A 21431-nucleotide genomic window follows, 5' to 3' on the forward strand; every position below is an offset into this window, starting at 1 on the left:
CTACGCGCTGGAGCGGCGGGCGATCTCGGCCAGGCCCGCGGCGCGCATCGCCTCGACCGGCACGTCCGTGACCCCGGTCATCAGCGCGACCTGGCGTACCGCCTGGTGCAGGAGCATGGTGAAGCCGTCGGCGGTCAGGCCTCCCGCCTCGCGCACGGCCTGGGCCGCCCGGGTCGGCCACGGCGCGTAGACCACGTCGAACAGCGCACCGGCGGACCGGGCGATCGTCTCGGCGTACGGGTCGGCGGCTCCCGCGGGCAGCGTGGAGATCACCAGGTCGGCGTCGGGCAGCGGCTCGGCGAACGTCCGTACGCTCACGCCGACGCCGAGCCGGGACGCGGCGGCCACCGCCTCGCCCGCCCGGGCGGGGTCGCGGGCGACCAGCACGGCCTTGTGCACGCCCAGTTCGCGCAGGGCGGCGAGGGCCGAGCCGGCGGTCGCACCGGCGCCGAGCACCACCGCCGAGCCCGGACCGGGCACCCCGGCCTCGGCCAGCGCCGTCACGATGCCGTACACGTCGGTGTTGAAACCCCGCCGCCGACCCGCCTCGAACACCACGGTGTTCGCACCGCCGACCGCGCGGGCGAGGTCGGACACCTCGTCCAGGAGCGGCAGGACGGCACGCTTCAGCGGCATGGTCAGCGACAGGCCGGCCCACGGCCCGCCGAGCACCTCGGGCAGGCCGTCCTCACGACACTCGATCGCCTCATAGGTCCAGCCGAGGCCGAGCGCGGCGTACGCGGTACGGTGCAGCGCCGGTGACAGCGAGTGCGCGATCGGCGAACCGAGGACGGCGGCGCGGGTCATCCGTGACTCAGATTCTGCTGGAGCTCCTGACGGAACCGGCCGAACTCCGCATAGTTGTCGGTGAACTTGGTGATGTGATGTGCCGGGTCGGTCGTCACGAAGTACATCCACGGGCCCTTCGCGGGTTTGAGCACGGCCCGCATGGCCTCCTCGCCGGGGTTGCAGATCGCACCGGGCGGCAGGCCGGCACGCGCGTAGGTGTTGTACGGGCTGGTCGACTTCAGGTCGTTGCCGCTGGCGACGATGCCGTACTTGCCCAGGCCGTACATGACCGTGCTGTCGAGCTGGAGCTTGTGCATCCACGGCTGCGAGCTGTTGAGGCGGTTCTCGATCACCCGGGCGACCTTCGGCATGTCCTCGGCCGTGCCGCTCTCGGCCTGCACCAGGCTCGCGGCCACCACGACGTCGTGCGGCGACATGTGGACGCGCTTGGCCTCGCTCTCCAGGTCGAGGTCGTCGGCGGCCTTCTTGAACTGGTCCACCATCGCGCGCAGCACCTGGGTCGCGGTGGCCTTCGGCGGCGGATCGTATGTGAAGGGGTAGAGGTAGCCCTCGATCTGCCCGTGGGCGTACGACGGGAGGCCGAGCGCCTTGGTGTTCTGGGCGGCGCGCTGGAAGTTCTTGAGCGGGATGTTGGTGCGCTTGGCCAGAGTGGCCAGCACCTCAGCGGCGCGCTTGCCCTCGGGGAAGGTCACCCGTCCGGTCCGCGACGCGGGGCTGAGCAGCAGCGCGAGGGCCGATTGGGCGGACATGTGGAGTTTCAGCCGGTAGTAGCCCGGCTGGATGCTCGTGGCCTTGGGGTCGTCCTTGGCGATCTTGTAGAAGGCGCTGCTGGACTTGACGACCGCGGCCTGCTCCAGGCGGTCGCCCATCTGCTTCACGGAGTCGCCGTCCTGGATCTGGACGGTGACCGAGCCGGTGCCCCCGCCCTTGTAGTCCGGCGGGTTCAGGAAGCCGCTCAGCGTCGTGAAGCCGACGTATCCGCCGCCGCCCACGACCACGGCGAGGAAGAGGATCGCCACGATGGGCGCGAGTCTGCGGCCACGGCGGGTCTTCTTGCGGCGGCGGCCGCGATGGCCGCCACGGCCGCCCCTGTGCCCGCCCGGTTCGGCACGGGCCGAACGCTGGCGTTCGGCGAGTTGCCGGAGAAAGTCAAGGTCAGCGTCGCTCATGTGTCCCCCCGGACAATCTCCCCAGGTGGACGGCCCGTCAAGCGTTCGGCGTCAAGTGCGGCCTGCAAGAGCACGGCCGCGGCGGTCTGGTCGACGACCTTGCGGCGCGCCTGCCCGTGCACGCCGCGCTCGCGCAGGCCGCTCTCGGCGGTGACCGTCGTGAGCCGCTCGTCGAACAGGCGTACGGACCCCGGAGGCAGGCGCCGGGCGATGCGGGCGGCGAACCGCCGTGCCTCCCCCGCGGCCGGGCCCTCGCGGCCCGACAGCGAGGTCGGCAGGCCGACGATCACCTCGACGGCCTCGTTCTCGGCGGCGAGGGCGACGATGCGGTCGATGTCGCCCTTGCCGTTGCGTACGGTCTCCAGGGGGGAGGCGAGGATGCCGCCCGGATCGCTCCGGGCGACGCCGATGCGGACGCTTCCCGCGTCGACTCCGAGCCGGACACCGCGTCTCACACGCGGCTCCTGCCCCGGGTCGTTCACGGAGTCTCCTCCGTCGGCCCCGCGAACCGGTCTCGGTGCCGGCCGCTCCGCTCAGTCACGAGCCCTCCTTGGTCGGAGGAGAGACCAGGCGCCCGTGCCTATCGGTTCGCTCGCTCCGCTCAGTCACGAGCCCTCCTTCGTCGGAGGACAGACCAGACGCCCGTGCCTATTGGTTCGCTCGCTCCGCTCGCTCACGCGCTCCCCACAGCTCGGCGGACGGCGGCCAGAGCCTCCCCGATCGCCTCGGGGTTGACTCCTCCGCCCTGGGCGAGGTCGTCCTTGCCGCCGCCCCCGCCGCCGAGGGCCTTGGCGGCGACGCCGACCAGGGCTCCGGCGCGCAGGCCGCGGGCGCGGCCCTCGTCGCTGACCGCCACGACCACGACCGGGCGGTCCTTGGGCACACCGGCCACGACCACGACGCTCGGCCGGCCGGTGAGACGGCCGCGCACGTCCACGGCGAGTCGCCGCAGGTCGTCCGCGCCGACGCCGCCGGGCGCCCGGTGGGAGACGAAGGCGACCCCGCCGACGTCCTGGGCGCCGCCGGCGAGCTCACCGGCGATCTCCAGGACCTGGCGCGAGCGGATCCGCTCGAGTTCCTTCTCCGCCTCGCGAAGCCGCGTGACGAGCCCGGAGACGCGCTCGGGCAGGTCCTCACGGCGGGTCTTGAGCTGCTCGGCGAGCTGGGCGACCAGGACGTTCTCGCGCGCCAGGAACTTGAACGCGTCCATGCCGACGAGCGCCTCGACGCGGCGTACGCCCGCGCCGATCGACTGCTCGCCCAGGACCTTGATCAGGCCGAGCTGGCCCGAGCGGGCGACGTGGGTGCCGCCGCACAGTTCGCGGGAGTAGTCGCCGATCTCCACGACGCGGACCTCGGAGCCGTACTTCTCCCCGAACAGGGCCAGCGCGCCCATCTTGCGGGCCTCGTCGATGGAGTGCACCGAGGCGTGCACGCCCAGGTCGTCGATGAGGGTGGCGTTGACCTCCGCCTCGACGTCGCGCAGGACGCTCGGCGGGACGGCCCCGGCGGCGGTGAAGTCGAACCGGAACCGGCCCGGGGCGTTCTCCGAACCGGCCTGCGCCGCCGACTCGCCGAGCGCGTTGCGGAAGCCGCGGTGCACCATGTGGGTCGCGGTGTGCGAGCGGGAGATCGCCCGGCGCCGCTCCACGTCGATCTGGGCGAACGCGGTGTCGCCGGCCTGGGCCTCGCCGCGGCGCACCCGGCCGCGGTGCACGATGAGGCCGGCCAGCGGCGTCTGGACGTCGAGGATCTCGATCTCGGCGCCGCCGGAGAGCCTGATGGTGCCCTGGTCGGCGAGCTGGCCGCCGCCCTCGGCGTAGAACGGGGTGCGGTCGAGCACGACCTCGACCTCGCTGCCCTCTCCAGCCGACGGGACGTTCGCCCCGCCCACGAGCAGCCCGACGACGCGGGCCTCCGCCTCGACCGAGTCGTAGCCGGTGAAGGTGATCGTGCCGGCGCGTTCGAGCATCTCGCCGAGGACCGACACGTCGAGGTTGCCGGTCTTCTTCGCCGCGGCGTCCGCCTTGGCGCGCTGGCGCTGCTCGTCCATCAGCCGGCGGAACTCCGACTCGTCGACGGACAGGCCCTGCTCGGCCGCCATCTCCAGGGTCAGGTCGATGGGGAAGCCGTAGGTGTCGTGGAGCGTGAACGCCTGGGCCCCGGACACGACCGTGTCCTTGCGGCGCTTGGCCTCCTCGACCGAGGCGTCGAAGATCGCCGTGCCGGTGCGGAGGGTGGCGAGGAAGGACTGCTCCTCCGCGTCGATCACCGTGTGGATGTGCGCGGCGTCGGCCCGCAGGCCGGGGAAGGTCTCGCCCATCCCCTCGATCGCCGCGTCGGTGAGTTCGTGCAGGTAGCGCTCGTCCCCCGCGCCGAGCAGACGAAGGTGGCGGATGCTGCGGCGCAGGATCCGGCGCAGGACGTAGCCGCGCCCCTCGTTGGACGGGACGATGCCGTCGCCCACCATCATCGTGCCGCTGCGCATGTGGTCGGCGACGACCCGCAGGGAGACGTCGTTACGAGCGTCACGGCCGTACTTGGTCTTGGTCAGGTCGGCGGCCAGGTCGAGGATCCGCCACATGGTGTCGACCTCGTAGATGTTGTCGACGCCCTGGAGGATCGCCGCCATGCGCTCCAGGCCCATGCCGGTGTCGATGTTCTTGGCGGGCAGCTCGCCCTGCACGTCGAAGTCGACCTTGCTGCGGACCGTGCTGAGCTGGTACTGCATGAAGACGAGGTTCCAGACCTCCAGGTAGCGGTCCTCGTCAGCGACCGGACCGCCCTCCTTGCCGTACTCCGGGCCGCGGTCGTAGTAGATCTCCGAGCAGGGCCCACCGGGGCCCGGCACACCCATGTTCCAGTAGTTGTCCGCGAGGCCCCGCCGCTGGATGCGGTCTTCGGGCAGGCCGACCTTGTCCCGCCAGATCCGGAACGCCTCGTCGTCGTCGTGGTAGACGGTCGCCCAGAGCCGGCCCTCGGGAAAGCCGAAGCCGCCGTCGGCCTCGGAGGAGGTGAGCAGCTCCCAGGCGAAGGGGATCGCCAGCTCCTTGAAGTAGTCCCCGAAGGAGAAGTTCCCGAGCATCTGGAAGAACGTGGCGTGCCGGGTGGTCTTGCCGACCTCGTCGATGTCGGGCGTCCGGATGCACTTCTGCACGCTCGTGGCCCGTGGGCCGGGCGGTTTGCGCTGCCCCAGGAAGTAGGGCTTGAAGGGCACCATGCCCGCGTTGACCAGCAGCAGGGTGGGGTCCTCGGCGATCAGGCTGGCCGAGGGCACCACTTTGTGCCCGCGCTCCTCGAAGAAGCGGAGGAAACGGCGGGCGATCTCTGCCGACTCCATCTCAGTGGTGGTCCTTGTCTGTCTCGGTTGGCGCGTCGAGCCCGAGCGCGTCACGCAACTCGTCCTCGCGTGCGTGCATGGCGGTGCGAACGTTGTCGGTGAAGTCGCGTACGGTCTGGCCGACTCCGGAGGCCTGGTGAACGAGGGCCTGGGGTGTCATGGCACGGATGAGGCGCTTGAGCCGGAAGGCGGCCCAGGCACCCAGGCTGCCCCCCAGGAAAAGCCAGAACAGCCGGCGGATCATCGCTTGCCGTCCTGGTTGCGCGCACCGATGGCCTTACGGACACCATAGGAGAAGGCGGCCGCTTTCACGAGCGGACCGCCGACCACCGAGGTGACCGTGGTCGTGACCGCCGCGGCGTTCTGCGTGACGCTGCCGACGTTCTTGGTTATCAGGTCGACCCGGTCCAGTTGCTCGCCTGCCCGCGTGACCGTGCTGGTCATGTCGTCCAGCAACGGCCCGGTCTGCTCGCCGAGTTCGGCGACCATCTTGGTCGCCTCCTTGAGCAGTCTGGCCAGCCTCAGCAGGACGAAGGCGAGGAAGGCAACGAGAATCGCCCAGAAAACGGCCACGATCAGGCCGGCGACCTGTCCGCCACTCAGCATCGGCTCCCTCTCCTTCTGTCGTCGGAGAACCTGGTCGGACAGACCATACCGTCCCCCTCACCTCGGCGGAGGCCACGCGAACCGACGTGTCCGCCCGCATGGCGCCCGGAAGCGCCGTTCCGGCGGCGGGAGCGCGTCCGATCACCGGCCCGCGCCGGGCGCGGCGCGGCGCGTTCCGATCATGCCGGAGCCGAGGTCAGGGCGTACCGCGGCCCCTGTCACGCGGCACGGCGCGGGCGTCAGGCCGGCACGTCGAGCTCGCCGGTGGCGAGGAACCGCTCGATGGCGGCGGCGTAGGCGGACCCGTCGAGCTCGGGCGGCCGCCCGGCGTCCCCCTGGATCACCACGACCTCGCCGCGGCGGCCCTCGGCGCGCATCTCGGCGATCAGCCGCCAGGCGGCCCACAGGCAGGTGCCGGTCGAGCCGCCGACGGCGATTCCCGCGTGTTCGCGCAGCCAGGCCAGCGCGCCGGCGCCCGCGGCGTCCGGGACGGGAAGCACCAGGTCGACCGCGGACGGCAGGAAGCCGGGCTCCATGCGCGGCCGGCCGATGCCCTCGACGCGGGACGGCATGCCGGTCGCGTAGTCATCCGCGCCGCTCGCCCAGCCGGGAAAGTACGCGGAGTTCTCCGGGTCGGCGACCGCGAGCCTCGTGTCGTGGCCGTGATGGCGCAGGAAGCGGCCGATCGTCGCGGACGTCGCACCGGTGCCCGCGCCGGTCACGATCCATCGCGGCGGACGGCCGAGATCGGCGAGGATCTCGACCGCGATGTTGTCGCCACGCCAGTCGATCACCTGTGCGGCGACGGCGAAGTGGTCGAGGTGGAAGCCGCCGACGCTCGCGGCCAGCCGCCGCGCCTCGTCGTAGATCGCGGCCGGCGGGTCGTGCGGGTGGACGCGCCCGCCCGCGGCCTCGACCGCACCGATCCGGTCCTCGCGCGTCCGGCGCGGCACGACCGCGACGAAGTCCAGGCCGAGCATCCGGGCGAAGTGGGCCCCGGCCACGGCGGCGGGCCCCGCGGTGGCCACCACCACGGTGGTGCCCTCGGTGATCTGCCCGGCCGCCAGCGCGTGGACGTACGCCGCCGCCAGCAGCCGGTGCTTGACGCTGCCGGTCGGCTGGGCGGACTCGTCCTTCAGCGACAGGCCGATGCCCCACTCCGGAGGCGTCGGCACGGTCCGCAGCGGCGTCGCGGCCACGTCGCGTTCGATCCGGGCGATGCCGGCGGCCGCCCACTCCCGTGTCGATCCCACGGGCGGCAGCGTAGCGGCGTCTCCCGGCCGCGCGGATAGGACGTGGGGGGCCGGGTTCAGCCGGTGCGGGAGAGCCGTTCGGCGACGTTCTCGGCCAGTCCCCGCACGAGCGCCGCGGCCCTGGCGTCCGGCCTGCTGTGCGTCCGCGCCGACACGTCCACCACCGCGTTGGAGATCCGGAACTCGACGTGCACGTCGTAGATCATGATGCGGGCGGTCAGGATCTGCACGGTCATCTCGTCCGTGGTGGCGTAACCCGCCTCCCCGACGCCGACCGGGCGTACCGGCGCCGCGTGGCTCTTCCGGCGCCAGGAGGCCAGTACCCGCTCCGCCTGTGTCTCGGCGGAGGTACGGCCGTCGCGGACCGCCGTCTCGGCGTGGATCCGCGCCGTACGAACGGCTGGTCCCGGCCGCGGGGAACGCTGCTCCACTTGCACTCCGACGAGGCGTCGCCGCCCCACCCCAGCAGCGTCTTCGGCCGTGAGCTCCCCGGCTCCCTCGCGCCGTGCGCCACCAGCGGCGCGAGCGCGTCCGGCGGGGGCAGAAGCGTGCAGGCGTCGAGTTCGCCGAACCGGCCCTCGGACGTGAACAGCCCCACGTACCAGCAGCCCGCCACCGCGCACGCGGCGACGGCCGCGACGGCGCGGCCACCGCCAACAGACCCGGGCGAGGGTGATCGAACACGGACATCAGGGTGACACAGGCCGCCTTCGCGGTCAGCCCTGGCGGCCGCCGCGCAGGACGGCCCGAAGGCGTTCGACGACGTCGGAGAAGCGGGACTCCATGCCGTGCTTGGTCGGGTGGTAGTAGTCGCGGCCCGCGACGGCGTCCGGGGCGTAGCGCTGCTCGACCACGCCGCCGGGGAAGTCGTGGGCGTACTGGTAGCCCTTGCCGTGCTCGATCTTGCTCGCGCCCTTGTAGTGCGCGTCGCGCAGATGGGCGGGGACCGGCCCGACCAGGCCGCGCCGGACGTCCGCGCTCGCCTCGTTGATGGCGCGTATGACGGCGTTGGACTTGGGTGCCATGGACAGGTGGATGACGGCCTGGGCGAGGTTGATGCGGGCCTCGGGCAGGCCGACGAACTCCACCGCGTGCGCGGCGGCGATCGCGGTCTGCAGCGCGCTCGGGTCGGCCATGCCGACGTCCTCGCTTGCGTGCACGATGAGGCGCCGCGCGATGAACCGCGGGTCCTCCCCCGCCTCGATCATGCGGGCCAGGTAGTGCAGGGCGGCGTCGACGTCGGACCCGCGGATGCTCTTGATGAACGCGCTGATGACGTCGTAGTGCTGGTCGCCCTCACGGTCGTAGCGGACCGCCGCGCGGTCGACGGCCTTCTCCAGCACGTCGACGTCGATCGGCTCGCGGCCGGCGACGTAGGAGGCCGCCTCGAGGTAGGTCAGCGCCCGGCGGGCGTCGCCGCCCGCCAGGCGTACGAGGTGGTCCTCGGCGGGCTCGGTCAGGCTCGTCACGCCGGCCAGGCCGCGGTCGTCGGTCAGGGCGCGGCGGATCACCTCGCGGAGCTGGTCGTCGCCCAGCGGCTCCAGCGTCAGCAGCAGCGAACGCGACAGCAGCGGGCTGATCACCGAGAAGAAGGGGTTCTCGGTGGTGGCGCCGATGAAGGAGACCCAGCGGTTCTCCACGGCGGGGAGCAGGGCGTCCTGCTGGGCCTTGTTGAACCGGTGGACCTCGTCGACGAACAGCACGGTCTGCCGGCCGCTCATGCCGAGCTCGCGCTTGGCCTGGTCGATGGCGGCCCGTACCTGCTTGACGCCGTCGGAGACCGCGGAGATCTCCACGAAGCGCCGCTCGGTGGCCTGGCTGACGACGTAGGCGAGCGTCGTCTTGCCGGTGCCGGGTGGCCCCCACAGGACCAGCGACATGGCGACGTCACGCTCGACCAGCTGACGCAGCGGCGTGCCCGGACCGAGCAGGTGCGCCTGACCGACCACCTCGTCGAGGCCCCGTGGCCGCATCCGGACCGCCAGCGGCGCGTTGGCCTGCTCGGCCTCCTCCGCCTGTGTGTCGAAAAGACTGTCGGCCTGCTCATCGTCCCTGCGTGCCACGGTGCCGACACTATCCGCCCGCGGGGACATCGCGGGCACGCGCCGGACGGCCCGATCCGGGCCTGGCTCAGGGCGGCGCGTCGGAGCGTAGGGCCGGGACGCTCCTTACGCTTGGGTGCATGCCCTCCTGGTCCCCCTGTTCGATGCCCGAGGTCCTTGAGCTCACCGACCACGATCCCCTCGTACGCGGCACGCGCGGCGCCGGCCGTGGGCCCGCCTGGCGTAGCGGCGACGGCCGGGCCGTCGCCTTCACGGGCTATGACGCGGAGGGTCGCGTCCGTTCCCTGGTCGGGCTCGGCCCACGGGACGAGACGGCGGAGCTGGTCAGCGCGGTGCACGGCGAACTGCCCGAGGACGTCCGGGTGATCGTGCCGCGCGGCACACCGCTGGAGCTGACCCAGCCGAGCGACTGGAACTTCCGCGCCGCCTTCGGCGCTCCGCCGCCGCAGCCGGCCGAGGCGGCGGTCGCCTGGTGCGACGACGAGGACGCGGTCAGGGATCTGCTGACGCTGGTCAGCCCCGGCACGTCGGCATGGCCGGGCGACCCGAAGGTGCGCCGCTGGGCCGGCATCCGGCGAAACGGGCGGCTGCTGGCGTGCCTGGCCGACACCAGCGCCGCCGACGGCGTCGGCCACGTCTCGGCGATCGCCGTCCACACCGAGGCGCGCGGCCGGGGGCTGGGCCCGTCGATCACGGCCTGGGCGATGCGCCGTTTCTTCGCCGAAGCACGGGACGTGGTGACGCTGGGCGTCTACGCCGACAACGCGGTCGGCCTGCGAATGTACGACCGCCTGGGCTTCACCGTGGACCGGGCGCTGACCACGGGCCTCGTCAAGCGCGCGGGCTGATACGAACCTTCCTCGGCCGCACCCAGAAGCGCGGCGTCGTCGCAGGTAGCTGAGGCTGACTCGGCGCAGACCCAGCCCCTCTGCGCCGCTTTCGGCGCTCAGGTGGCATGGGGGCATGACTCTGAGTTCTTTCACCCGCGGGTGCCCGCGAGCGGTGAAGGTCCAGGGCCTGTCCGCCGCGTAGCAGGGACAGACGCCTTCGAGACGGGCCTTAAGACCGCTCGCTCGGGGAGGGCACGGCGAGCACCTCTCCGTCCGGCAGCCGTCCCCACCAGCGGCCCCGAGCCCCGTACGGTCGTCGCGGGCGGGGCGGCCGACGAGCCGACCGCGACCGATCCCTCAGTACGGGCCGCCGCAGGCCGGTCGAAAACCGGTAGGACAGGCAGTAAGACGCGCCCCGTCCCTGAACCAGGGCCGATCCCCTCGCTCGCCGACCGCCAAGGAACGGTCGGCGAGGCCGGAACCGCCAATGACAGGCGCCCAATCCCCGGAACCAGAACCGACTCCGGCCACCACCAACCGCCCGGCGAAGCCCGGAACCCGCGACCACGGACACCCAGCCCCCGGACCAGAGCCGATCCCCGATCCCCGGCCGCAGCCGACCGACCGGCGAAGCCGGGACCGGCAGAGGCAGGTATCCCGCCCCTCGCGCCGGGGTTCGTCCTTTGGACCGGCTTCGAGCGTCAGGACGGTCTGGACCCCTCGCCGGGGTGGCGAGGGGTCCAGACCGTCCTGCCCCGGGTCCCTTGCCCCTCACGGGGCAGGGGACCCGGGTCGTCGCTCAGTAGCGCTCCTCGGAGGGGCGCACGATGTGGCCGGGCTCGTTCGGCGGGTTCGCCGGCGCTTCCGGGCGGGCGTCGACGCCGGCCTCCTTGCGCTGTTCGGGCGTGATCGGCGTCGGGGCCGCCGTCAGCGGGTCGAAGCCCGAGGCCGCCTTCGGGAAGGCGATCACGTCGCGGATCGTGTCACGGCCCGCGAGCAGCATCACGATGCGGTCCCAGCCGAAGGCGATGCCGCCGTGCGGCGGCGGGCCGTACTTGAAGGCCTCCAGCAGGAAGCCGAACTTCTCGTCGGCCTCCTCGCGCGCCAGGCCCAGCGTGTCGAAGACCCGCTGCTGCATCTCGGCGCGGTGGATACGGATCGAACCGCCGCCGATCTCGTTGCCGTTGCACACGATGTCGTACGCGTTGGCCAGCGCCTCGCCCGGCTTGTCCTGGAACGAGTCGGCCCACTCCGGACGCGGCGAGGTGAACGGGTGGTGCACGGCCGTCCAGCCGCCCTCGTCGGTCTCCTCGAACATCGGCGCGTCCACGACCCACACGAACGCCCACTGCGACTCGTCGATCAGCTCGCAGCGCCGGCCGATCTCCAGGCGCGCCGCGCCGAGCAGCTCCTGCGTGGCGTGCTGCTTGCCCGCGCCGAAGAAGACCGCGTCTCCCGGCTTCGCCCCGGCCTCGGCGGCCAGGCCCGCACGCTCGGTCTCGGAGAGGTTCTTGGCGACCGGGCCGCCGAGCGTGCCGTCCTCCTGCACGAGGACGTAGGCGAGGCCCTTCGCGCCGCGCGCCTTGGCCCACTCCTGCCAGCCGTCCAGCTCCTTGCGGGTCTGGGACGCTCCGCCGGGCATCACGACCGCGCCGACGTAGGGGGCCTGGAACACCCGGAACGGCGTGTCCTTGAAGTAGGCCGTCATCTCGACCAGCTCGTTGCCGAACCGCAGGTCCGGCTTGTCCGAGCCGTACCGGTTCATGGCGTCCGCGTACGTCATGCGCGGGATCGGACGCGGGATCTCGTACCCGGCGATCTCGCCCCAGAGCCGCCCGACGAGGTCCTCGGCGACCTGGAGGACGTCCTCCTGCTCCACGAAGGACATCTCAATGTCGATCTGGGTGAACTCCGGCTGCCGGTCGGCGCGGGAGTCCTCGTCGCGGTAGCAGCGGGCGATCTGGTAGTAGCGCTCCAGCCCGGAGACCATGAGCAGCTGTTTGAACAGCTGCGGCGACTGCGGCAGGGCGTACCAGTGACCGGGCTTGAGGCGCACGGGGACCAGGAAGTCGCGCGCGCCCTCGGGGGTGGACCGGGTCAGCGTCGGCGTCTCGACGTTGACGAACCCGTGGCCGCGCAGCACGTCGTGGACGAGGTACGACGCGGTGGAGCGGACGCGCAGGGCGCGGGCCTGAGCGTCGCGGCGGATGTCGAGGTAGCGGTACTTCAGCCGCACCTCTTCGTTGACGTTGACGTCCGCCTCGATCGGGAACGGCAGCGGCGCCGACTCGCTCAGCACCTCGATGTCGGACGCGACGACCTCGATCTCGCCGGTCGGCAGCTCGGGGTTCTCGTTGCCGGCGGGCCGTACGCGGACCTCACCGGTGATCTTGACGCAGAACTCCGAGCGCAGGTCGTGGGCGGTGTCCTCCTCGCGGAAGACGACCTGCGCGATGCCGGAGGCGTCACGCAGGTCGATGAAGGTGACGCCTCCGTGGTCGCGGCGGCGCGCGACCCAGCCGGCGAGCACCACCTGCTGCCCCTCGTGCTCACGGCGGAGCGACCCCGCCTCGTGCGAGCGAATCATGGTTGGGAAAGCCTCTCTTTCAACGTCGTGACGATCTCGTCGAGCGGCACGGCGACCTGGTCGCCGCTGGCCAGGTCCTTCACCTGAGCGGACCCGGCGGCGATATCTCGCTCGCCGAGGATCACGGCGTACGCCGCTCCGGACCGGTCGGCGCCCCGCATGGCGCCCTTCAGCTTCTTTCCGTCATAGGACATGTCGGCGGCGATCCCGGCACGGCGCAGGGCGGCGACGAGGCCGAAGATCCTGCGCTGCGCCTCCTCGCCGAGCGGCACGCCGTACACGGTCACACCCGCGACGGTCGCCGCCGCGGCCTCTTCGGCCTCCATCGCCAGCACCGTACGGTCGAGGCCCAGGCCGAACCCGATGCCCGGCAGCGGCGGACCGCCGATGTCCTCCGACAGCCCGTCGTAGCGCCCGCCACCGCCGATGCCGGACTGCGCACCGAGCAGCGGGTGGTCGAACTCGTACGTCGTGCGCGTGTAGTAGTCGAGGCCGCGGACGAGGCGCGGATCGTCGACCCAGGAGATCTCCAGGTCGGCGAGCAGCTCGCGGACCTTGTCGTGGTGGGTCTTGCACGCGCCGCACAGGTAGTCGGTGACCACCGGGGCGGTCTCGACCTGGGCCCGCACCGCGGGGCGCTTGTCGTCCAGCACGCGGAGCGGGTTCAGCTCGATCCGGGCGCGGGTGGCCTCGTCGAGGTCCAGCCCGCGCAGGAACTCCTGCAGCGCCGCGCGGTACACCGGACGGCACTCGCGGCAGCCGAGGGAGTTGAGGTGCAGGCTGTGCCGGGTGAGGCCGAGCTCGCGGTACCAGTCCCAGGCCAGCGCGATCGTCTCGACGTCGACGGCCGGGTCCTCCGAGCCGATCGCCTCCAGATCGACCTGGTAGAACTGGCGGTAGCGCCCGTGCTGCGGCTGCTCGGCCCGGAACGCCGGCCCGGTCGCCCAGACCTTCACCGGCAGCTCTCCCCGGTGCAGGTTGTGCTGGAGCACCGACCGCAGCACCCCCACGGTGAACTCCGGCCGCAGGGTGAGCGAGCGCCCACCGCGGTCCTCGAAGGTGTACATCTCCTTGGAGACGACGTCGGTCGACTCGCCGACGCCGCGGGAGAACAGCGCCGTGTCCTCGAACACCGGCAGCTCCAGGTAGGAGTAGCCGGCGCGCGTGGCCACCGCGGCGAACGCGTCGCGCGCGGCGAGATAGATCGCCGAGCGTGGCGGAACGTACTCGTTGACCCCCTTGGGGGCCTGGAAGTTCGAGCTCATCTGTCTGCTTAGAGTCCCCTGTGCGGGCCGTCGAGCGGAGCGATCTCCTTGAGAAACGGGTTGGTGGCCCGCTCGCGGCCGATGGTGGTCTGAGCGCCGTGTCCGGGCAGCACGGCGGTCTCGTCCGGCAGCGGCAGGCATACCCGCGCCAGACTGTCCATGATCGCGGCGTAGTCGCCGCCCGGCAGGTCCGTACGTCCGATGGAGCCGGCGAACAGCAGGTCGCCGGAGAACATCACCGACTCGGCGGCCAACCGGAAGATCACCGACCCCGGTGTATGCCCGGGAGCGTGGTCGACGACGAAGTCCAGGCCCGCGAGCGTCAGGGTGTCACCGTCACCGATCTCGCGCACGTCGTCCGGCTCGCTGAACGTCAGGCCGCCGAGCAGCTGACCGGCGACCTGCGGCGGGAAGCCCTTCGCCGGGTCGGACAGCATGTCACGGTCGTCCGGATGGATGTAGGCGGGCACGTCACGGGCGCCGCAGACCGGGGCTACGGACCACACGTGGTCGATGTGGCCGTGCGTGAGCGCCACGGCGACCGGCTTGAGCCGGTGCTCGCGCAGCACGTCATAGACCATCGGCTCGGCGTCCTGCCCGGGATCGATGATCACGCACTCCTCCCCGGCGCCGGGCGCCACGACGTAGCAGTTCGTCGCGAAGGAACCCGCGGGGAAGCTGGCGATGAGCACGGTCGTCCTCTCTGACTGCTGCCGGCGAGATCGAGCGTACCGGCGGTACGCGCGCGATCGCGAACGACATAGTGCCGTGTCAGTCAACGTGCCGCCTCGCCGGGGACGCGAGGGCCGGCTGTTCCTCACGGGCCGGGCCGGGCGACTCCCCACGTGGGGCGGGCCCCGGCCGGCCGTTGGCCCCTGTACGGCCTGCGGCCGACCGATGGACGCCGGTAGGGGTCACGGCCGACCCGACGAACCTCGGTAGAGGTCGCGACCGGCCGACGAACCCCAATACGGGCCGTGGCCGACCGACGAACCCCGGTACGGGTCACGACCCGCCGATGGACCCCAGTACGGGTCACGGCCAGCCCGACGAACCCCGGTAGAGGTCGCGACCGGCCGACGAACCCCAATACGGGCCATGGCCGACCGATGGGCCCGTGTGCGGTGCCGTGACCCGATCCGCCGGGCACGCACCCGGGCCGGTCGCGCCACCGCCCGGCGTTGAGGGCCAGGATGCCGCGGGTTCCCGGCCGCCGGCGTCTCCGCCCACGCGCGACGATCTGATGACCGGCCTCCCGCCGCGCTTGGCCGGCCCGGCGCCGCGGATCCCGGTCTGCGCGGGAGTGCGTCGTGCGGGCCGGAGCGGTCGGCCGGTCTCCTGTCCGCAGGGGTAGGGGTCGGTGGCCGACGGTGACCGGTAGTTGTCTCGCCGGTGACGGAGTGCCCGATCACGGCGCCCGGGTCCACGACGGTGTGCGGCAGGCCCTTACGTGCCGCGAGCACGCGGGCGGCCGCGTCGCCCTCCACTGTGGCGGCCTGACAGGCCCTCCGGCGACATGACCGGGGCGCGGCGGTGGCCGGACAGGGCGCGGCGGTGACGCGAGCATCGTGTCCGGCAGCGCGACCGCGAGGCGCGTCCTCGGTGGCCGCCACCCTCCACGGCGCCTCGGTAAGTAACGCATCGGCATCACAAGGCGCTTTCGCCACCGAAAACCCATCACCAATACAAGCGGGCCCCAATAACGGCGCCGCCTCCGGCCCAGCGGCATCACCGGTCGACCATCACCACGTTCAGTACACACTGATTACAGCACGCACCTACGACAGAACCCGCCAGCACGGCGGCCGCCCAGAACCCGCAGCTTGAACACCCGACACGCATGGTCGAAGCGGCAGACCGAGGCTCTAGCGTGGGAAGGGCGAACCGCGTCCGACGTTCGGCCGGTTTGGGCGCCTCTGCGGTGCGGGGCCGAAAATACCGTCCGGGACCGCTACGATGCGCAACACGTTTCCCAGTTCACGACGCGATTCGATGAGGTGCGACACCGGTGGCGGGTAAAGACCGCAAGAGGGAGCTGGCCCGGCTGCGTTACGAGCGCCAGCAGCAGCGCCGGGCGATCCGGCAGGCCAGGGCCCGGCGGATGAAGATCATCGGCACTGTGGTCGCCGTCGTGGTGGTCGCGGGTGGCAGCGGGGCGATCGCGTTCGCCATGAACGGCCCGGCGAAGAAGGACAAGACCTCCGCCGCCTCCACGCCCACCGCCGCGCCGAGCGTCTCGGTCAAGCCCGGGGAGTGCGCCTACCAGCCCCTGTCCGCGGAAGCGGCCGGGAGCGCCAAGGACGTCGGCAAGCCACCCGCGAAGCCGGTCAAGGGCACGTACGACATGACGATCCACACCAGCCTCGGCACGATCACCGCCAAGCTCGACGGCGCCAAGGCCGCGTGCACGGTGAACTCGTTCACGTATCTGGCGAGCAAGAAATTCTTCAACAACACTAAATGTCATCGCCTTGTCACCGAGGGTATCAAGGTGTTGCAATGCGGCGACCCGACCGGCACGGGAACGGGCGGTCCCGCGTACGGCTTCGGCAATGAGAACGTCCCGAAGGCCGGCAAGTCCGGGCAGGCGACCTACAAGCGCGGCGTCATCGCGATGGCGCACAGTAGCGCCCCGAACAGCAACGGGAGCCAGTTCTTCATCGTCTACGGCGATTCTCCGCTGCCCGCCGACTACACCGTGTTCGGCGAGATCACCAAGGGAATGGGCGTCGTCGACTCCGTCGCGAAGGCGGGTGCCGAGCCGGCCGACCAGAGCGGGAACACCGCCCCAAAGAAGAAAATCGAAATAAAAGACCTCACCGTCTCGAAGATGTAGCAATGCGATTGGCTAGGGTGGCCAGCGGGAGCGCTTCTCCCACGGACGTCATCATGGTGGGCCCGGTGCGTGAGGGGACGCCCCGGGCTCTGACACAGGAGGCAGCGGTGTGCAGCGCCACCGAATCCTTGGGTATCCCTCGCCGTACGCGCGGGGACGTCGTACCGGCCACCGGGCGGTCCGCGACGGCCACGCCTCTCACCGGGGAGGCCCGCGATGACCACTGACCCGTGGGGCCGGGTCGACGAGAACGGCACCGTCTATGTCCGCACGGCGGCCGGGGAGCGCACCGTCGGTTCGTGGCAGGCCGGTGCGCCCGAGGAGGCCCTGGCCTACTTCCGTCGCAAGTACGACGCCCTCGTCACCGAGGTCGACCTGCTCGAGCAGCGGATCAAGACCACCGACCTGGCGGCCGCTCAGGCCGAGCACAGCATCGCCCGGCTCCGCGAGGCCGTGACCGAGGCCCACGCCGTCGGCGATCTCGACGGCCTGGGCCGGCGGCTCGACGGGCTGTCGGAGCTGGTCGGCGAGCGTCGTGAGCAGATCAAGGTCGCCCGTGACCAGGCGCGTGTGCATGCCCGCGAGATCAAGGAACGCATCGTCGCCGAGGCGGAGCGGATCGCGGTCGAGGAGACGCACTGGAAGAACGGCGGCGAGCGCCTGCGCCAGCTCGTGGAGGAGTGGAAGGCCGCCGAGCGCGTCGACCGTCCCACGGAGACGGCGCTGTGGAAGCGGCTGTCCTCAGCGCGCAACGCGTTCACCAAGCGCCGCAAGGCCTACTTCTCCAACCTCGAGGTGGAGCGCGAGCACGCACGCGCGGAGAAGGAGCGGCTGGTCCTCGACGCCGAGGCCATGGTCGACTCCACCGACTGGGGGCCGACCGCCGCGGCGTACCGCGAGCTGATGCGCCAGTGGAAGATGGCCGGCCGCGCCTCCCGCGACGCCGAAGAGGAGCTGTGGGCGCGGTTCAAGGGCGCCCAGGACACCTTCTTCTCCGCCCGGTCCGCGGTGTTCGCCGAGCGTGACGCGGAGTTCCGCGAGCACGCCGAGGCGAAGGAGAAGCTGCTCACCGAGGCGGAGCGGCTGCTGCCCGTCCGCGACGTACGCTCCGCACGGCAGGCCCTGCGCTCGATCCAGGAGCGCTGGGAGGGCATCGGCATGGTCCCCCGCGACTCACGCGAGCGGCTCGAAGGACGGCTCCGCAAGATCGAGGAAGCGGTCCGCACCGCCGAGGAGTCGGAGTGGCGGCGCACCAACCCGGAGGCGCGGGCCCGCGCCGAGGCGACGGTCGCGCAGCTGCGTTCGTCCATCGAGCAGCTGGAGAAGCGCCTGGAGAAGGCACGCAACGCCGGCCGCGACAAGGACGTCAAGGACGCCGAGGAGGCCCTGACCGCTCGCCGCGCCTGGCTGGCCGAGGCAGAGCACACGCTGTCCGAACTCTCCTGATCTCGTACGAGGCGGACCCGGGCCTGCGGGCGGGGTCCGCCTCACGCTTTCCGGACGCGGCTCGAGAGACGCGTGGTCAGCTCGTGACGCGGTAGACGTCGTAGACGCCGTCCACCGAACGGACCGCCTTCAGGACGTGCCCGAGATGCTTCGGATCGCCCATCTCGAAGCTGAACCGGCTCACCGCCACCCGGTCGCGGTTGGTCGCCACCGAGGCGGACAGGATGTTGACGTGCTGGTCCGACAGCACGCGGGTGATGTCGGACAGCAGCCGCGGCCGGTCGAGCGCCTCGACCTGGATGGCCACCAGGAAGACCGAGTCCTCCCCCGGTGACCATTTCACGTCGACCATGCGGTCGGGCTGGGTCTGGAGGTTCGCCACGTTGACGCAGTCGACGCGGTGCACCGAGACGCCGTTGCCCCGCGTGACGAAGCCGACGATCTCATCGCCCGGCACCGGCGTGCAGCACCGGGACAGGCGCACCCACACGTCCGGGTCGCCGGCCACGACCACGCCCGGGTCGCCGGCCGGGCGCGAGCGGCGCTTGCGGGTCGGAATCGCGGTCTCGGCCAGGTCCTCCGCGGTGTCGCCGCCGAGGACGTCGACGAGCTTGCGGACGATGTTCTGCGCCGAGACGTGGCTCTCCCCGATCGCCGCGTACAGCGCGGACACGTCGGCGTAGTGCATGTCGTGCGCCAGCGTCAGCAGCGCCTCACCGGACAGCATGCGCTGGAGTGGGAGGTTCTGCTTGCGCATCGCGCGGGCCAGGGACTCCTTGCCCTGCTCGATGGCGCTCTCGCGGCGCTCCTTGGAGAACCAGTGCTTGATCTTGTTGCGGGCGCGGGCGCTCTTGACGAAGTTGAGCCAGTCGCGGCTCGGCCCGGCGTCCGGCGACTTGGAGGTGAAGATCTCCACCGTGTCGCCGTTGTCGAGGGTCGACTCCAGCGGGACGAGGCGGCCGTTGACGCGGGCGCCGATCGTACGGTGGCCGACCTCGGTGTGGATGGCGTACGCGAAGTCGACCGGCGTCGCGCCCTGCGGCAGCGCGAGGACCTGCCCCTTCGGCGTGAAGACGAAGACCTCCGAGACCGACAGGTCGAAGCGCAGCGACTCGAGGAACTCGGCCGGGTCGGTGGTCTCCTTCTGCCAGTCGAGGAGCTGGCGCAGCCAGGCCATGTCGCCGGCCTTGCCGGTGGAGGCGCCGCCGTCGCCGACGGTCTCCTCCTTGTACTTCCAGTGCGCCGCGATGCCGTACTCGGCGCGGTTGTGCATGGCCCGCGTGCGGATCTGCAGCTCGACCGGCTTGCCCTCCGGGCCGATCACCGTGGTGTGCAGCGACTGGTACATGTTGAACTTCGGCATCGCGATGTAGTCCTTGAACCGGCCGGGGACCGGGTTCCATCGCGCGTGGATCGTGCCGAGGGCGGCGTAGCAGTCGCGGACCGTGTCGACGAGCACCCGGATGCCGACGAGGTCGTAGATGTCCTCGAAGCTCAGCTCGCGGGCGATCATCTTCTGGTAGATCGAGTAGTAGTGCTTCGGGCGGCCCTTGACGGTCGCCTTGAGCTTGGCCTCGCGCAGGTCGCGGGAGACGTGCTGGATGACGTCCTGGAGGTAGACGTCGCGGCGCGGGGCCCGCTCGGACACCAGGCGGGCGATCTCGTCGAACCGCTTGGGGTAGAGCGTCTGGAAGGCGAGGTCCTCCAGCTCCCACTTGAGGGTGTTCATGCCGAGCCGGTGCGCGAGCGGCGCGAAGATCTCCAGCGTCTCGCGGGCCTTGCGCTCCTGCTTGTGCCGCGGCAGGTAGCGCAGGGTGCGCATGTTGTGCAGGCGGTCGGCCAGCTTGATCACGAGGACCCGGATGTCACGCGACATCGCGACGACCATCTTGCGGACCGTCTCGGCCTCGGCCGCCTCGCCGTACTTGACCTTGTCGAGCTTGGTCACCCCGTCGACCAGGGCGGCGATCACGTCGCCGAAGTCGGTGCGGAGCTGGTCGAGGGTGTAGGTCGTGTCCTCGACCGTGTCGTGCAGGAGGGCGGCGCACAGCGTCTCGGTGTTCATGCCGAGCTCGGCCAGGATCGTGGCCACGGCGAGCGGGTGCGTGATGTACGGATCGCCGCTCTTGCGTTTCTGGTCGCGGTGATGGTGCGCCGCGACGTCGTAGGCGCGCTCGACGAGACGCACGTCCGCCTTGGGATGTGTGTTCCGGAGCGTCTTGATCAGAGGTTCGAGTACAGGATTCATGGTGGGTCCACGCTGGGCGCCGAGCCGGGCGAGCCGCCGGCGGACCCGGGCGGCCGACGGCGCGGCCGGGCTTGAGGGGGTCCTCGGGGGAGTCCGGTCGCCCTCGTCGGGCGCGGAAGCGGGCTCGCTGTCGGGTGCCGGCAACGTGTGGGGGTTGATGCGTGGTGTCAGCGCGGCATCGGACGCCGCGTCGGTAGACACCACCTCACCGCGCACCCAGCCTCCCCATGCCTGCGTCGGAACACCAGTTTAGCGGCAGCTGAATTCCAGTCGGTGCCGATCCACCATTCCGGACCGAACACCGGTGACCGGTGGATGTCCGGATCACCTCCGACGGTGATCCCGCGCCACCGACACTCCGCCTCTCACGAGCACCTTTACCCCCATCCGTACCCTGCCTTCGCCCTGGGTCGTCCGAGTCAGACGGCTCCCGCTCGACGACCGGAAACCCTCTGAGGGCTCTCAGACGGTCACCAGGGCGTGCACGTCGAGGTCCGAGAGCCGGTCGCGGCCGCCCAGGAAGCCCAGCTCCATCAGCACCGAGATCCCGGCGACCTCCGCGCCGGTACGGCCGATGAGCGCGGCGGTGGCCTTGGCGGTGCCGCCCGTGGCCAGGACGTCGTCGACGATCAGCACCTGCTCTCCCGGCGCGAAGGCGTCCTTGTGCACCTCGATCGTCTCGCTGCCGTACTCCAGGTCGTAATTCTCCGCGTACGTGGCGGCCGGCAGCTTGCCCTGCTTACGGATCGGCACGAACCCGGCGCCGAAGTGGTACGCCACGGGCGCGGCGAGGATGAAGCCGCGCGCCTCGATGCCGGCCACCTTGTCGATCGTGCCCCGGCCGTAGTAGGCGACGATGGCGTCGACGACGGCGGCGAAGGCGGTGTGGTCGGCGAGCAGCGGGGTGATGTCCTTGAACATCACGCCGGGCTTGGGATAGTCGGGGACGTCCCTGATGCGATCGTTGATCATCTGCGT

The 21431-nt window shown here is 71.4% G+C and carries 17 protein-coding genes; 3 read left to right on the top strand and 14 right to left on the bottom strand.

Going from position 1 to position 21431, the window contains the following annotated elements:
• From QSK37_RS08990 to QSK37_RS09030, 9 genes are all read right to left on the bottom strand, one after another.
• Positions 1-807, bottom strand: coding sequence for a shikimate dehydrogenase (locus tag QSK37_RS08990; RefSeq protein WP_285618954.1), 807 nt, complete (start codon positions 805-807; stop codon positions 1-3).
• Complete coding sequence (mltG, locus tag QSK37_RS08995; RefSeq protein WP_285618956.1) at positions 804-1979, bottom strand: endolytic transglycosylase MltG; 1176 nt, start codon at positions 1977-1979, stop codon at positions 804-806. The genes QSK37_RS08990 and mltG overlap by 4 nt, the downstream gene beginning before the upstream one ends.
• Positions 1976-2434 (bottom strand): Holliday junction resolvase RuvX, encoded by a 459-nt coding sequence (ruvX, locus tag QSK37_RS09000; protein ID WP_285581433.1) that lies wholly within the window; start codon positions 2432-2434, stop codon positions 1976-1978. Before ruvX ends, mltG begins: the two co-directional genes overlap by 4 nt.
• 218 nt (positions 2435-2652) lie before the next feature.
• Positions 2653-5319 (bottom strand): alanine--tRNA ligase, encoded by a 2667-nt coding sequence (gene alaS / locus QSK37_RS09005; RefSeq protein WP_285618958.1) that lies wholly within the window; start codon positions 5317-5319, stop codon positions 2653-2655.
• A 1-nt stretch (position 5320) separates the two neighbouring features.
• On the bottom strand, positions 5321-5563 hold the full coding sequence (locus QSK37_RS09010) for a hypothetical protein (RefSeq protein ID WP_285581430.1): 243 nt from the start codon (positions 5561-5563) through the stop codon (positions 5321-5323).
• Positions 5560-5925 carry a DUF948 domain-containing protein gene (locus QSK37_RS09015; protein WP_285618959.1) on the bottom strand — a complete coding sequence of 122 codons (366 nt, stop codon included), beginning with the start codon at positions 5923-5925 and terminating at the stop codon, positions 5560-5562. Before QSK37_RS09015 ends, QSK37_RS09010 begins: the two co-directional genes overlap by 4 nt.
• A 239-nt stretch (positions 5926-6164) precedes the next feature.
• Positions 6165-7178, bottom strand: a complete 1014-nt coding sequence (locus QSK37_RS09020; protein WP_285618961.1) for a PLP-dependent cysteine synthase family protein — start codon at positions 7176-7178, stop codon at positions 6165-6167.
• A gap of 56 nt (positions 7179-7234) precedes the next feature.
• Positions 7235-7609, bottom strand: a complete 375-nt coding sequence (locus QSK37_RS09025) for a hypothetical protein (RefSeq protein ID WP_285618962.1) — start codon at positions 7607-7609, stop codon at positions 7235-7237.
• A 285-nt stretch (positions 7610-7894) separates the two neighbouring features.
• Positions 7895-9241 carry a replication-associated recombination protein A gene (locus tag QSK37_RS09030; protein WP_432705547.1) on the bottom strand — a complete coding sequence of 449 codons (1347 nt, stop codon included), beginning with the start codon at positions 9239-9241 and terminating at the stop codon, positions 7895-7897.
• Positions 9242-9360: 119 nt separating this feature from the next.
• Here QSK37_RS09030 and QSK37_RS09035 point away from each other — a divergent pair, with 119 nt between their 5' ends.
• Positions 9361-10089 (top strand): GNAT family N-acetyltransferase, encoded by a 729-nt coding sequence (locus QSK37_RS09035; RefSeq protein WP_285618964.1) that lies wholly within the window; start codon positions 9361-9363, stop codon positions 10087-10089.
• A 781-nt stretch (positions 10090-10870) separates the two neighbouring features.
• Here the strand turns inward: QSK37_RS09035 and aspS are convergent.
• The 3 genes from aspS to QSK37_RS09050 are packed head-to-tail and all read right to left on the bottom strand — an operon-like array spanning position 10871 to position 14615.
• Positions 10871-12658, bottom strand: a complete 1788-nt coding sequence (gene aspS, locus QSK37_RS09040) for an aspartate--tRNA ligase (RefSeq protein ID WP_285581422.1) — start codon at positions 12656-12658, stop codon at positions 10871-10873.
• On the bottom strand, positions 12655-13923 hold the full coding sequence (gene hisS, locus QSK37_RS09045; protein ID WP_285618966.1) for a histidine--tRNA ligase: 1269 nt from the start codon (positions 13921-13923) through the stop codon (positions 12655-12657). Before hisS ends, aspS begins: the two co-directional genes overlap by 4 nt.
• An 8-nt stretch (positions 13924-13931) precedes the next feature.
• Positions 13932-14615, bottom strand: coding sequence for an MBL fold metallo-hydrolase (locus QSK37_RS09050; protein WP_285581420.1), 684 nt, complete (start codon positions 14613-14615; stop codon positions 13932-13934).
• Positions 14616-16024: 1409 nt separating this feature from the next.
• Between QSK37_RS09050 and QSK37_RS09055 the strand changes: the two genes are divergently transcribed.
• Both QSK37_RS09055 and QSK37_RS09060 read left to right on the top strand, forming a co-directional pair.
• Complete coding sequence (locus tag QSK37_RS09055) at positions 16025-16759, top strand: peptidylprolyl isomerase (RefSeq protein ID WP_285618967.1); 735 nt, start codon at positions 16025-16027, stop codon at positions 16757-16759.
• Between the two features lie 216 nt (positions 16760-16975).
• Positions 16976-18205, top strand: coding sequence for a DUF349 domain-containing protein (locus QSK37_RS09060; protein WP_285618969.1), 1230 nt, complete (start codon positions 16976-16978; stop codon positions 18203-18205).
• A 76-nt stretch (positions 18206-18281) separates the two neighbouring features.
• Here the strand turns inward: QSK37_RS09060 and QSK37_RS09065 are convergent, their stop codons facing one another.
• Entirely contained in the window at positions 18282-20453 is a 2172-nt protein-coding gene (locus QSK37_RS09065) for a RelA/SpoT family protein (RefSeq protein WP_285581416.1), read from the bottom strand.
• A gap of 462 nt (positions 20454-20915) precedes the next feature.
• Positions 20916-21425, bottom strand: coding sequence for an adenine phosphoribosyltransferase (locus QSK37_RS09070; protein ID WP_285581476.1), 510 nt, complete (start codon positions 21423-21425; stop codon positions 20916-20918).
• Between the last annotated feature and the right edge of the window lie 6 nt (positions 21426-21431).

Source organism: Actinoallomurus iriomotensis (genome assembly GCF_030269445.1).
Taxonomy (GTDB): Bacteria; Actinomycetota; Actinomycetes; order Streptosporangiales; family Streptosporangiaceae; genus Actinoallomurus; species Actinoallomurus iriomotensis.

Bases quoted from the DNA above. Each gene is read 5' to 3' on its own strand.
- QSK37_RS08990 (WP_285618954.1), bottom strand. From the start codon at position 807: ATGACCCGCGCCGCCGTCCTCGGTTCGCCGATCGCGCACTCGCTGTCA.
- mltG (WP_285618956.1), bottom strand. From the start codon at position 1,979: ATGAGCGACGCTGACCTTGACTTTCTCCGGCAACTCGCCGAACGCCAG.
- alaS (WP_285618958.1), bottom strand. From the start codon at position 5,319: ATGGAGTCGGCAGAGATCGCCCGCCGTTTCCTCCGCTTCTTCGAGGAG.
- QSK37_RS09010 (WP_285581430.1), bottom strand. From the start codon at position 5,563: ATGATCCGCCGGCTGTTCTGGCTTTTCCTGGGGGGCAGCCTGGGTGCC.
- QSK37_RS09015 (WP_285618959.1), bottom strand. From the start codon at position 5,925: ATGCTGAGTGGCGGACAGGTCGCCGGCCTGATCGTGGCCGTTTTCTGG.
- QSK37_RS09035 (WP_285618964.1), top strand. From the start codon at position 9,361: ATGCCCTCCTGGTCCCCCTGTTCGATGCCCGAGGTCCTTGAGCTCACC.
- aspS (WP_285581422.1), bottom strand. From the start codon at position 12,658: ATGATTCGCTCGCACGAGGCGGGGTCGCTCCGCCGTGAGCACGAGGGG.
- hisS (WP_285618966.1), bottom strand. From the start codon at position 13,923: ATGAGCTCGAACTTCCAGGCCCCCAAGGGGGTCAACGAGTACGTTCCG.
- QSK37_RS09055 (WP_285618967.1), top strand. From the start codon at position 16,025: ATGAAGATCATCGGCACTGTGGTCGCCGTCGTGGTGGTCGCGGGTGGC.
- QSK37_RS09060 (WP_285618969.1), top strand. From the start codon at position 16,976: ATGACCACTGACCCGTGGGGCCGGGTCGACGAGAACGGCACCGTCTAT.
- QSK37_RS09065 (WP_285581416.1), bottom strand. From the start codon at position 20,453: ATGAATCCTGTACTCGAACCTCTGATCAAGACGCTCCGGAACACACAT.
- QSK37_RS09070 (WP_285581476.1), bottom strand. From the start codon at position 21,425: ATGATCAACGATCGCATCAGGGACGTCCCCGACTATCCCAAGCCCGGC.